Source organism: Daejeonella sp. H1SJ63, assembly GCF_029360775.1.
Classification (GTDB): Bacteria; Bacteroidota; Bacteroidia; order Sphingobacteriales; family Sphingobacteriaceae; genus Daejeonella.
Window position 1 is genome coordinate 52,896 of the sequence record NZ_JARKMZ010000042.1, and the last position, 12,036, is coordinate 64,931.

At 40.0% G+C, this 12,036-nt stretch carries 9 protein-coding genes; 6 read left to right on the plus strand and 3 right to left on the minus strand.

The window, feature by feature from the left end:
- Window positions 1-51: 51 nt before the first annotated feature.
- Window positions 52-1,281 (minus strand): HD domain-containing protein, encoded by a 1,230-nt coding sequence (locus tag P2W72_RS15110; RefSeq protein ID WP_276364305.1) that lies wholly within the window; start codon window positions 1,279-1,281, stop codon window positions 52-54.
- 95 nt (window positions 1,282-1,376) lie between these two features.
- Here P2W72_RS15110 and P2W72_RS15115 point away from each other — a divergent pair, with 95 nt between their 5' ends.
- From P2W72_RS15115 to P2W72_RS15130, 4 genes are all read left to right on the plus strand, one after another.
- Window positions 1,377-2,930: a PglZ domain-containing protein gene (locus tag P2W72_RS15115; RefSeq protein ID WP_276364307.1), complete on the plus strand. Its 1,554-nt coding sequence runs from the start codon at window positions 1,377-1,379 to the stop codon at window positions 2,928-2,930.
- Window positions 2,931-2,955: 25 nt separating this feature from the next.
- Window positions 2,956-3,372, plus strand: a complete 417-nt coding sequence (gene tsaE / locus P2W72_RS15120; protein WP_276364310.1) for a tRNA (adenosine(37)-N6)-threonylcarbamoyltransferase complex ATPase subunit type 1 TsaE — start codon at window positions 2,956-2,958, stop codon at window positions 3,370-3,372.
- Between the two features lie 61 nt (window positions 3,373-3,433).
- On the plus strand, window positions 3,434-4,648 hold the full coding sequence (locus tag P2W72_RS15125) for an alanine dehydrogenase (protein ID WP_276364314.1): 1,215 nt from the start codon (window positions 3,434-3,436) through the stop codon (window positions 4,646-4,648).
- Window positions 4,648-5,325: a M15 family metallopeptidase gene (locus tag P2W72_RS15130; RefSeq protein ID WP_276364317.1), complete on the plus strand. Its 678-nt coding sequence runs from the start codon at window positions 4,648-4,650 to the stop codon at window positions 5,323-5,325. The genes P2W72_RS15125 and P2W72_RS15130 overlap by 1 nt, the downstream gene beginning before the upstream one ends.
- On the opposite strand, the gene P2W72_RS15135 is transcribed toward P2W72_RS15130, so the two are convergent.
- The gene (locus tag P2W72_RS15135) at window positions 5,322-6,335 is read right to left on the minus strand and encodes an aminotransferase class I/II-fold pyridoxal phosphate-dependent enzyme (RefSeq protein WP_276364320.1); all 1,014 of its coding nucleotides are present in this window, start codon (window positions 6,333-6,335) and stop codon (window positions 5,322-5,324) included. The two genes, P2W72_RS15130 and P2W72_RS15135, sit on opposite strands and share 4 nt — an antisense overlap.
- A 111-nt stretch (window positions 6,336-6,446) precedes the next feature.
- Window positions 6,447-7,760 (minus strand): D-alanyl-D-alanine carboxypeptidase, encoded by a 1,314-nt coding sequence (locus tag P2W72_RS15140; protein WP_276364322.1) that lies wholly within the window; start codon window positions 7,758-7,760, stop codon window positions 6,447-6,449.
- A gap of 458 nt (window positions 7,761-8,218) precedes the next feature.
- On the opposite strand from P2W72_RS15140, the gene P2W72_RS15145 reads away from it, so the two are divergent.
- Both P2W72_RS15145 and P2W72_RS15150 read left to right on the plus strand, forming a co-directional pair.
- Window positions 8,219-9,334: an aspartyl protease family protein gene (locus tag P2W72_RS15145; RefSeq protein WP_276364323.1), complete on the plus strand. Its 1,116-nt coding sequence runs from the start codon at window positions 8,219-8,221 to the stop codon at window positions 9,332-9,334.
- Window positions 9,335-9,442: 108 nt separating this feature from the next.
- The gene (locus tag P2W72_RS15150) at window positions 9,443-11,950 is read left to right on the plus strand and encodes a zinc-dependent metalloprotease (protein WP_276364326.1); all 2,508 of its coding nucleotides are present in this window, start codon (window positions 9,443-9,445) and stop codon (window positions 11,948-11,950) included.
- Window positions 11,951-12,036: the final 86 nt, after the last annotated feature.

The window sequence follows — 12,036 nt, forward strand, 5'->3', positions numbered from 1 at the left end:
TTATGTGTTATTAGTTAACGAACAAAGTTTGAAATGTTCGCCGTTCATTTATTAATTTTTTAGCTCCTTAACATAACAAAGTATGTATTTCTGCACCGTTCCGGCCAGAGCTTCCAGGTTGGAATTATCTGAAGCTTTGGTAATATCCTGAATGGAGCCGTCTTTCATCAGGATTTTGATGCTTCCATCACCTACACTATATGCATTATTCCTGATCGTATCAGTAAATACGAAATATGAGCTGTCATCTTCTGAAATTCCAAACTCATTAATCACCTTTTCTGATAATTCATTGACCTTTTCTGACGAGGGAGGCTCATTTGTAATCTCCACCTTGTAAAGATTTCTGCTGATGAGGTGACTGCAAAGCGTTGAAAGTATTTCATCTTCATCGTCAGCCCAAACTTTCAGGGATGTGAAAATGTCATTATCATCAAGTCTGGTAAACCTTTCAATATTCCCTGGATCATTACTGAATTCATTTCTTCCGATCGAGTTTTTCAGAAAGTATGAGAAACACGGACTCGCAAACAGATTTCTTCCTTCTAAAGAAAGTTCCTTTGCTCTTTCCAGAATCTTTACCAGCATTTGCTCGGCACCAATAACTGTTTTATGCAGATATACCTGCCAATACATCAGCCTTCGTGCTATCAGAAACTTTTCAACTGAGTAAATACCCTTTTCTTCTACAACCAGCTGATCATCTACCACATCAAGCATTTTGATAATACGGTCAAAACTGATAACCCCCTCCGATACACCTGTAAAAAAACTATCCCGGTTCAGATAATCCATACGATCTATATCCAGCTGCCCCGAAACAAGCTGATAGAGAAATTTCTTGTGATATCTGTTATTAAAAATTTCCAGTGCCATTGAAAGCCTGCCACCAAATTCACGGTTCAGGTTATTCATCAGCAGAGTGGAAATATGTTCGTGAGAAACTCCGTCTACAATGGTGTGTTCCAGGGCATGAGAAAAAGGCCCGTGACCAATATCATGAAGTAAAATAGCAATACTGACAGCCTCTTCTTCCTCATAAGATATCGCCTGGCCTTTACTTCGGATGGTTTCAACCGCAAGGCCCATTAAATGAAGAGCACCTAAAGCATGATGGAATCTTGTATGAAGAGCTCCGGGATAAACCAGATGAGTCATTCCCAATTGCTTGATATAACGCAATCGCTGCACATAAGGGTGCTGTATCAGGTCATACACCAGTTCGGAAGGAATGGTAATAAAACCGTATACCGGATCGTTGATTATTTTCTTCTTATTCAAGATGTGAATCTAAAGGCACAAAAATTGTTAATTTTAATGACAATTGAGTGTATTTATGAGTCAGTAGGTTCAGAAATTGTTAATTTTACATTGAAATGCAGGAAACAACGATATTATGGGCCGATGATGAAATCGATCTGTTAAAGCCACACATATTATTTCTGAATGAAAAGGGCTATAAGATCAGTACTGTAACAAACGGTAATGATGCTTTGGAGATTTTCAATAAGGAACATTTTGACCTTGTTTTTCTGGATGAAAATATGCCGGGTCTGACCGGTCTGGAAACTCTGGCCAGAATAAAAACCATTGACCCTGATGTTCCCATTGTTCTGATCACCAAGAATGAGGAAGAATACATGATGGAAGATGCAATCGGTTTTAAAATCGATGATTATCTCATCAAGCCGGTTAACCCGAAGCAAATTCTTCTGACCATCAAGAAACTGATAGACAACAAAAGGCTGGTCAGTGAAAAAACCTCTATGGCATACCGTCAGGACTTTCGCACCCTGGGTATGACACTCAACGAAAAACTGAGTTTTTCAGAATGGGTTGATGTATATAAAAAACTGGTATACTGGGAACTTTCACTTGAAAAACTGGAAGATGAGGGCATGCATGAAATCCTGACCGTGCAGAAATCAGAAGCCAATGTTCAGTTCTCAAAGTTTATCGAAAAAAATTATCTCAACTGGTGCAAAAAACCGGAAGAAGGACCCGTAACATCCAATCAGCTTTTCGTTAAGAAAGTGTTTCCGGCACTTGAACCTAAAAAACCAACTTTCTTTATTCTGATAGATAACCTGAGATACGATCAGTGGAAAATGATCAATTCATTATTGATGGATTATTACCGGATTGAGGAGGAAGATAGTTATTACAGTATTTTGCCTACTGCAACTCAGTACGCCAGAAACGCCATTTTCTCAGGGCTAATGCCTCTTGAAATGGAGCGGCGTTTTCCGGATATGTGGCAAAATGATGAGGATGAAGGTGGAAAGAATCTGTTTGAAGAGAAGTTTCTTGCAGATCAGATTCAACGGGTAATGCGTAAAGATTGTAAATACTCGTATAATAAGATTCTGACTTTTGAGCAAGGGAAAAATATTATAGATAATCTCAATAATCTGATGGGTAACGATCTGAATGTGATCGTCTATAATTTTGTGGATATGTTATCACATGCCCGCACAGATATGGCAATGATACGCGAACTGGCAAATGATGAAGCTGCTTATCGCTCCCTGACTCTTTCCTGGTTTGAACATTCGCCATTACTGGAGGCGCTGAAAAAACTTTCTCAGAAAAATATAAAACTGATTATTACCACAGATCACGGAACCATCAGGGTAAAACATCCGAGCAAGGTAATCGGCGACCGGAATACCAATTCGAATTTAAGATACAAGCAGGGTAAAAACCTGAATTTCAATGCCAAAGAAGTCTTCCATATCAAAAATCCGCATGAAGCAAAACTTCCAAAACTTCATATGAGTTCAAGTTTTATCTTTGCCAAAGAAGACAGCTATTTCGTTTATCCAAACAACTATAATCAGTTCGTAAACTATTATAACGAAACTTTTCAGCATGGCGGAATCTCTATGGAAGAAATGATCGTTCCTTACGCAACTTATAGTCCGAAATAAAGCCATCCGGAATACTATTGTGTTTATGAAAATTAAACTGAACAGCGAGCTTGAATTGCCTGAAGCGGCATCTGCTCTTCTGAATTTTGCAGGTGATGAAAAGGTCTTTCTTCTGGAGGGAGAAATGGGCGCCGGTAAAACCACATTGATTAAAACAATTTGCCGGAATCTTGGTGTCTCGGATACGGCAAGCAGTCCGACCTATTCTATTGTCAATGAGTATGAATACCCCGGAGGCAAAGTCTATCATTTCGATTTTTTCAGAATAAAAAACGAAATTGAAGCATTCGATATCGGTTTTGAAGAATATCTGGACTCAGGAGAATATTGCTTTATAGAGTGGCCTGACATGATTAGTAACCTCTGGCCCCTGCATTACATTCGTATCAGAATTGATCAGGATGAAGATGGCAGCCGCATCATCTGTGCTGACAAAATATAAGCCTCTTTCTTCCCCGCTTTTTTAAAAAATTCGTACCTTCCATTTCCTTATTGAAACCTAAATGAAGAGTGAATTTTCTGACATTGCAAAACAGGCCATGATGCAACCGCAGGAGGCGATGTTAGAGGTTAAAAACAAGAAGAACAGTCTTTATATCGGCATTCCTAAAGAAACTTCCTTTCAGGAAAACAGAATTGCTTTAACTCCTTTATCAGTTGGCTTACTTGTTCAAAACGGACATGAAGTAGTTATTGAAGCCGGTGCAGGAATTGCTGCTAACTTCAATGATAATCATTACAGCGAACAGGGGGCAAGAATTGTTTACGATAAAAAAGAGGTTTATAAAGCCGATCTGATCATCAAAATTGCTCCGCCAACGCCTGATGAAGTAGGAATGATGAAAACCGGACAGGTTCTATTCTCAGCTTTGCAGATGTCAACCATGAAACCTGATTTTCTTCATTCGCTAATGAAGAAAAACATTACTGCGCTTTCATTTGAATATCTGCGTGATGAAGGCAATATTTTGAGTGTGGTACGGGCAATGAGCGAGATTGTCGGAGCAACTTCTGTTCTGATTGCTGCTGAATACCTGAGCAATGTTTTTGAAGGCAAGGGATTAATGCTTGGCGGCATCACCGGGGTTCCACCAACAGAAATTGTTATTCTCGGCGCCGGAACAGTGGGTGAATATGCTGCCCGCACTGCCATAGCTCTGGGTGCTGAAGTGAAGGTTTTTGATAGCTCGATATACAGGCTTCGCCGCCTGCAGAATAATATAGGCAGCAGGGTTTTCACTTCGGTTATTCAACCGGTAGTGCTTCAAAAAGCTATTTGCAGCTGTGACGTAGCCATAGGAGCAATCCGGGCCAGCCATGGAAGAAGCCCCTGCATAGTTTCAGAAGAAACAGTCAGCAAAATGAAACCCAATTCTGTAATTATTGATGTAAGTATTGATCAGGGAGGATGTTTCGAAACATCAGAGGTAACAAACCATACCGTTCCAACATTCAGGAAGTATGATGTAATCCATTACTGCGTTCCGAATATCGCATCAAGAGTTTCGCGTACTGCAACTTATGCATTAACCAATATTTTCACCCCGATCATTCTCGATATCGGAGAAATGGGTGGTATAATGAACCTGATCTGGGAAAAACCTGGTATTCGTAATGCCATCTATCTCTATCAGGGTAAGCTTACAAATAAAGACCTCTCAGACCGCTTTAACATACCGGTAAAGGATCTGGATCTTTTAATTGTGTCCAATCGCTGATGAAGAAGATCTTGTTCTTATTCTTACTTTTTTGTTCTGCCGGAACAAAAGCGCAGAAAAATAATCCTTACGGACTTCAGATTATCAATGATCTTAAAGCCTACAGGGAATATGTCAAAGCAGACAGCAGTAAAGAACTGCTAGAACTCAAAAAATATATTCCCGGAATTAAGCTGGACATCCGTTATGCCACCAAAAATAATTTTACCGGACAGGCAGTTTATAAACAGGCAAGGGCATTTGCAAGACGGCCGGTTACAGAGGCATTAAAAAATGTTCAGGATGAACTGAAAAAATCAGGGTTGGGTCTGAAGATCTTTGACGGATACCGTCCCTATACAGTTACAACTAAGTTTTTCGCAATTGCTAATGATAAGAGCTTTGTTGCCAATCCTAAAGACGGTTCCAGACATAATCGTGGCTGTGCCATTGACCTCACCCTGATCAATCTTAAAACCGGAAAGGAACTGGCAATGCCGACCCCTTACGATAGCTTTGCTCCTGAAGCCGCATCTGATTTTAAAAATCTTCCGGAAGAAGTGATTAAAAACAGAGAACTACTGCAGACTGTGATGGAAAAAAATAATTTCAGGGTGCTGAACAATGAATGGTGGCACTTTGATTTTATCGGCTGGAGAAACTTCGAGCTGATGGATATCCCTTTTGAGGATCTTTAAGATTTAAAATCATTGATCAGATTGGCCAGAATACCCAATTCTTCTGCTGTATGAATACTGCTGATTACGATGCGGTGCAGCGATTTACCTTTCGGGTCGGGATAAGGAAAAGATGAAAAGTTTATACCATTTTTCGAAAGATGTATAGCCAGCTGATCATCCGGGACTAAAAACACCGGAAAGTCGGGTATAAAGAACAACTTCTCCTTAGAAATCAGCAGATCTGTGAACAATCTTAAATTATGGCGCAGTTTCTTCAACTCATTGGAATAAATACTCCCGGCATTCGTAAAAGCAAATAATGCCCCGGGTGAAGGAGGTGAACTTCCTGCATAAACAGGCGTGTTTCGTAATTCCTGAATTGTATCTATGTCGCTTAGAATAATTCCTGCATCTGTACCTAATGCCTTAGCCAATGAAGAAATTACAATGGTTTTGATGTTTACCAGATCAGGCAATCTTTTAAAGACTCCCTCCCCGTTTTCGCCGGTGATGCCGATGCCATGGGAATCGTCTACCAAAAGCACCGGATTGCGAGATGGATCAATCTTTTTAAGCCAGCTGAAATCATAAATTTCAGGAATCAAATTATTGACTGAATTACTGATGATCATACATGGCTCTGAAGAACTGTTAACCCTGTGAACTGTTTGTTCTGCCCAGTCACTGAACTTCATCTTCGGTGGATTCGAAATTCCAGGCCAGAGTGCCGGATGTGTTTCGGGTGCATAGATCAGTTCATGAGAAGGGCTGTAATTCTGAACAACAAGCTGTGCTGACAAATATCCGCTGGATACAAGAATAGAATCTCCGGCTCCAAATCGTTTTGCAGCTGCATTTTCAGCAATCGAAAAAATATCAAGCGTTATATTATTGTTTCTGGATGCTCCATGATTTACACCATAGATCTCCATTCCCCTGATGAAAAGTTTTCTGAATTCTTCGTTATGAGGCATCCCCAGATAGGCAGTACCGCCAAAAAAGAGTGAAATATTAGTTTGCTGCTGCATTTTTAATTTATTTCAGTTTGTTTGCCTGCATGATGTGCTTTTCTGTACCGTCTGGTAATGACTTGTGCAAACTTAAAAGCAGTATAATGACGTAAAACAGCTTCATTAAAATCAATAATTTTGATGAATCCAGGTAATTACTTTTTCCATTTCAGCCCTTACATCTGCAGTTGCTGCAGTAAAATTATTATTCATAAACGAAAAGATAAGCTTCCGGCCATTGCCGGTGATCAGATATCCGGTCAGGTTATGATTATTGGAAAGGCTACCGGTTTTGGCAAAAACAAATGGCTTCTCAGATTTATACAGGTTTCTTAATGTCCCGGTCTTTCCGCCCTGAGGTAAAAGATCAAAAAGCCTGTTTTCATTACCTGCCTCATCGTAAATTTTTTCGCAGAGCTTTACCATACTTCTGGGGGTAAAAAGATTTTGCCGTGAAAGTCCGGAACCGTCAACCCATAACGCTTTATCAGGCAAATCATTCAAATAATTTTTTAACATATAATCAATAACCACAGATGTTTTCATTTCCATTCCTCTTGATGCTGCAATATTCAACAGGATTTGTTCGGCGATGAAATTATCGCTGGGGAGCAGCATATGTTTGTAAAGTGTATCTGAGGGAATGCTAAACCATGTTTTAACATCTGCAGGTACCTTCATACTTATAAAACCCGAATAATTGGGGAGATTTTGCTGCAGCAAATCACTGACCAGCTCAGTGCTTACTTTAAATGGAACTATCTGACTAAACCCCGAAGGAGCCTCAGCCTTCGGTTGAAAAAATTCATTACTCAGTAAATCACGTCTGATACGGAACCTTCCTGCAGGTGCTGAAACTTCAGTATTTAACCTGAAAGCGGGCGAATTAAAAGTGGGGTTTGTGCGAATACCCTGTTCATTTTTGCTGAAACGAACGATATTGCCATATACCGGAAGCTCAGACATTTCTGGCTGATAATATTCATTATAATCATCATAAGTCCAGCCCACACCATAAAAATCGCCTGTAAACCTGCCTGCCGACCAGTAGATCTTCTTTCGGGAAGCATTCAGCTTCTTTAAAACAGGCTGACTTGCAAAATCGGAGTTTAAAAACCCTGGATCACCGGTACCCCAAATAATCAGGGAATCGCCCCGTTCTACATAATTCAAACCGGCGATGGAATCTTTAAGTAATTTTAATCCTGCGTAAAATGTAAACAATTTGGTATTCGAAGCAGGAGTAAAATGTTTGTCGCTGTTCTGCCCTGCAATCATTTTCCTGTTCTTAAGATCATACAAGGCAAAACCCGTAAAATGCTCATTCAGAACATCCGACTGACGGAGCATTCTCAGAATCTTTGAAGGTCTTATTTTTTTGGCACTTAACCCTTCAGAATTGCAAAATATAATCAGGACTATAAAAACATACTTTATTTTCATCCGTTTATTTTTTTGTTTTTTAATGGTGATGAACCTGCCTGCGGCAAGCAGGCCTACCTGCCGGTAGGCAGATCATGTTTTGATAATCATACCCCCGGCGAAGGGATTAACAAAATTATGATGGTTTCATATCAAGATTAAAAAAGACATACTATCTCCCCAATAAGAAGGAAATAAATGTAAAAGATAAGTTATAAAGCCTAAAATTAGCAAAGAATTATCGAATGCTATTTGCCATTCATTGACAATGATCAGAAATCCTTGATAAATAATCGGTTGTAGCCGCGTAACTTGTTAAGCTTTTTTTAGTCTTTTTAATACCAATCGCTCTTAAAAGTAGCAGGTCATTGAGAAAATCCATTTTCATATCGGTATGTTTTCTTTTGCTGCACATCAAGGTGCATGCACAGAAGTTTGAGTTTAACGGAAATAAGAAGCGGGAAACAATTTCTTTTAGGATGATCAAAAATCTGATGATCATTCCTCTGACAATCAATGGAAAAGGGCCGTTTAACTTTGTACTGGATACAGGTGTAGGACTTATGATCATCTCTGATCCGAGACTGATAGATTCTTTACAGATTTCAAATCTGAAAAGCATAAAAATCTCCGGACTTGGAGAGGGCGAAGACTTAAGCGCCTATATTAGTCCGGGCATTGAACTGGCCTTGGAAAGTACAAAAGCCGAAAATATTTCTGCAGCTGTACTTAAAACCGACGTCTTTGAGCTCTCAAATTATGCCGGTATCAACATCCATGGACTGATTGGTTATGAATTTTTCAATAGTTTTATTGTCCGTATAAATTTCATAAACAATACCCTTACCCTATTCCGGCCCGAAACCAATCATGTTCCACGAAAGGGTTTTAGAATACCAATTAGTATTGAAGAAAGGAAGCCTTATGTCATTTCAGAAATAGTATTGGAATCGGGAGAGAAACTTACAGGAAAATTCATAATTGATACGGGTGCCGGCCATCCGGTTTCACTTGAAACAAACGACGGCGTTCCATTTAAATTACCCGAAAATAAAATTAATGCTAATCTGGGAATTGGCCTTACCGGCCCGATTAATGGATATGTTGGCAGGATCAAATCCCTGAAAATTGGAAAATATATACTTGAGGATGTAATTACGGCTTTCCCTGATCACAAGGATCTTTCGTCTGGAATATATCCTGTAAGCAGAAACGGGAATATGGGTATTGCTGTACTCAAAAGGTTCAATGTGGTGTTCGATTACCACCGATCTTCAATATATATTAAACCATCTTTTAAGCATAAAGAGCCTTTTGAACATGACATGACAGGTATGGAGCTCAGCTCGGCAGGTGACAATTTTGAAAAGCTGATTATTAACAGGGTTGAGCCAAACTCATCAGCAGATATTGCAGGCCTTGAAAAAGGGGATGAAATTTTAGCAATTAATTTCAAGCCTGTCAGTGAAATGAAAGAAAATGAAATTGAAAACATGTTCAAACCCGGAGATGAAAGAAATTTTGTAATCGATATTATCCGGACAAGTTCAAAAACAATTGAAAGGGTTATTCTTAGGCTAAAAAAGAGAATATAAAATTTAAAAAATCACTTTTACTCTGAAATGAATGAATTTCTATCCTTTAGTCAGAGCAAATTATAAATTTGTAAATTCCTAAATAATTAACCAATAATTAAATTAAGTATGACAAATAAGCTACGCAAGCTCCGGTTCGCGGCATTGACTGCATTGGCAATTGCATCCAGTCTGAACAATTTACAGGCTCAGGACCGAAAAAAGGGTAATGCTCCGGCTCCGGAAGCTGCTAAACCGGTAACACCCCCGGCACCTTCTGCTCCAAAGAGTGGAATAAAACCCTATAAAGAGGTCATCACGGATAAAGCAAAGACAGATAATGGATTATTCAAGGTACATCGACTGGATGGTAAATATTTCTTTGAGATTCCTGATTCTTTGTTCAATCGTGAAATGCTGGTAGTTACAAGATATTCCAAAGCACCAGCTGTTGACGGCACCTATGGTGGTGAAGAACTAAATGAGCAAATCTGGAAATGGCAGAAGAGGGATAAGCAGGTATTTATCAGGGTTCCGTCTTACAGAAATATCGCTGCAGAGAATTCAGATATGCTTCAGTCTGTTAAAAACTCCAATCTCGATGCAGTACTTTCCTCCTTCGATATCAAAGCGATCAACAGGGATTCAAATTCTGTTGTAATCGATGTCACCGACCTCTATGCAAAAGATGTACAGTCGCTTGGATTACCGCAACAGGTAAGAACTCAATATAAAATAACCACGATGGATGAAAGCCGTACCTATGTGGATACGATAAAGTCTTACCCTGTCAATATTGAAGTCCGCTCATTAAAAACTTATCGTGCAACTGATCCTCCGGGTGATAAAACTTTGGGCTCAATGACGGTTGAGATTCATAACTCCATGTTATTGCTACCAAAGGTTCCTTTCAAACCACGTTTTTCGGATGATAGAGTGGGATTTTTCGGACAAAGCCAGACTGATTACGGACTGGATGCTCAAAAAGCACAGGTAACCCGTTATATCCACCGCTGGAAGCTGGAACCTAAAGATCCCGAAGCATATAAGCGCGGTGAGCTGGTTGAACCTAAAAAACAAATTGTTTACTATATCGATCCTGCAACCCCGGTAAAATGGAGACCGTATCTGATTGATGGTGTTAAGGATTGGAATGCAGCCTTTGAAGCAGCAGGCTTTAAGAATGCAATTACAGCTCTTGAACCACCAACTAACGATCCGGACTGGTCGCCGGAAGATGCGCGTTATTCAGTAATCCGATATTTTGCGTCAAATATCGCCAATGCTTACGGTCCGCATATTTCAGATCCCCGTTCAGGTGAGATTATGGAATCTGATATTGGCTGGTATCACAATGTGATGAACCTTCTTCGTAACTGGTTTTTCGTACAAACTGCCGCGATCAATCCTGAAGCAAGAAATCCTAAATTCAAAGACGAGCTGATGGGCCAGCTTATCCGGTTTGTTTCATCGCATGAAGTTGGACATACTCTTGGTCTGCCTCATAACTTTGGATCCAGCGTTGCCTATCCGGTAGACTCATTACGCTCAGCATCATTCACAAAAAGAATGGGAGGAACAGCACCATCCATCATGGATTATGCCCGTTTCAATTATATCGCTCAGCCCGGAGATGAGGGTGTAGTTTTATACCCGGGTATTGGCGAATACGATAAATGGGCGGTTAAATGGGGATATAGCTGGTTCGACAATAAAACTCCGGAAGAAGAGGCTGCCATTCTCAATAAATGGACAATTGAAAGAGCAGGCAAGCCTGTTTATTTCTACGGTCAGCAAACCGGAAATCCGATTGATCCGCGTGCTCAGTCTGAAGACCTTGGCGATGATGCAATGAAAGCATCTGCATACGGAATTGCCAACCTGAAACGTATACTTCCAAACATTGAAAAATGGACCTATGAGGAAGGAAAACCTTATGATAACCTAAAAGAAATTCATGGTGAAATTTTAGGTCAGTGGAACCGCTACATGGGCCATGTGCGCTCAAACATTGGAGGTATATACGAAAACGATAAGACCTATGAACAAAAAGGGCCGGTTTATACTCATGTAGCCAAAGCAAAACAAAAGGAAGCCGTAAAATTCCTGAACGATAATGCTTTCAAAACACCGGTATGGATGCTTGATGCAAGCATTCTGAACAAATTTGACAATGCCGGGATCGTTGACCGTATACGCAGAACTCAGGTTGGTGTATTAAACGGAATACTTGATTTTGGCCGCTTAACCCGCGTAATTGACAATTCGGCGAAAAACGGTGATGCGGCATATGATATGGCCGAGTTATTTTCAGATCTGCGTAATGGTATCTGGTCTGAATTAAAGACCGGGGCTAACCTGGATACTTATCGTCGTAATCTGCAAAGAGCTTATATCGAAAGAATGGCCTTTCTGTTAACTGCCGATGAAACACCGGTTCCTCCGCAGTTTGCTGCATTCGCAGGTCCTCAGATGGATGTTTCTCAATCAGACATCCGTCCGATGGCCAGACAGGAACTTAAAACTCTGTCTGCTCAGGTAAAATCTGCCCTTTCAAAATATTCTAATCCGGTACTGCGATCACATCTTGAAGATGTACTGGCAAGAATTGAAGAAACCCTGGATCCGAAAAAATAAAGATTTCAGAAGGTTGTAGCCCCATTCTTTCATCAGAATGGGGCTTTTTTATTGATTTTTAATCAATAAATTTGCTGAATAATTAT

Excerpts from the sequence above, each read along its gene's own strand:
- tsaE (WP_276364310.1), top strand. The coding sequence starts at position 2,956 with ATGAAAATTAAACTGAACAGCGAGCTTGAATTGCCTGAAGCGGCATCT.
- P2W72_RS15135 (WP_276364320.1), bottom strand. The coding sequence starts at position 6,335 with ATGCAGCAGCAAACTAATATTTCACTCTTTTTTGGCGGTACTGCCTAT.
- P2W72_RS15140 (WP_276364322.1), bottom strand. The coding sequence starts at position 7,760 with ATGAAAATAAAGTATGTTTTTATAGTCCTGATTATATTTTGCAATTCT.
- P2W72_RS15130 (WP_276364317.1), top strand. The coding sequence starts at position 4,648 with ATGAAGAAGATCTTGTTCTTATTCTTACTTTTTTGTTCTGCCGGAACA.
- P2W72_RS15150 (WP_276364326.1), top strand. The coding sequence starts at position 9,443 with ATGACAAATAAGCTACGCAAGCTCCGGTTCGCGGCATTGACTGCATTG.
- P2W72_RS15125 (WP_276364314.1), top strand. The coding sequence starts at position 3,434 with ATGAAGAGTGAATTTTCTGACATTGCAAAACAGGCCATGATGCAACCG.
- P2W72_RS15145 (WP_276364323.1), top strand. The coding sequence starts at position 8,219 with ATGATCAAAAATCTGATGATCATTCCTCTGACAATCAATGGAAAAGGG.
- P2W72_RS15115 (WP_276364307.1), top strand. The coding sequence starts at position 1,377 with ATGCAGGAAACAACGATATTATGGGCCGATGATGAAATCGATCTGTTA.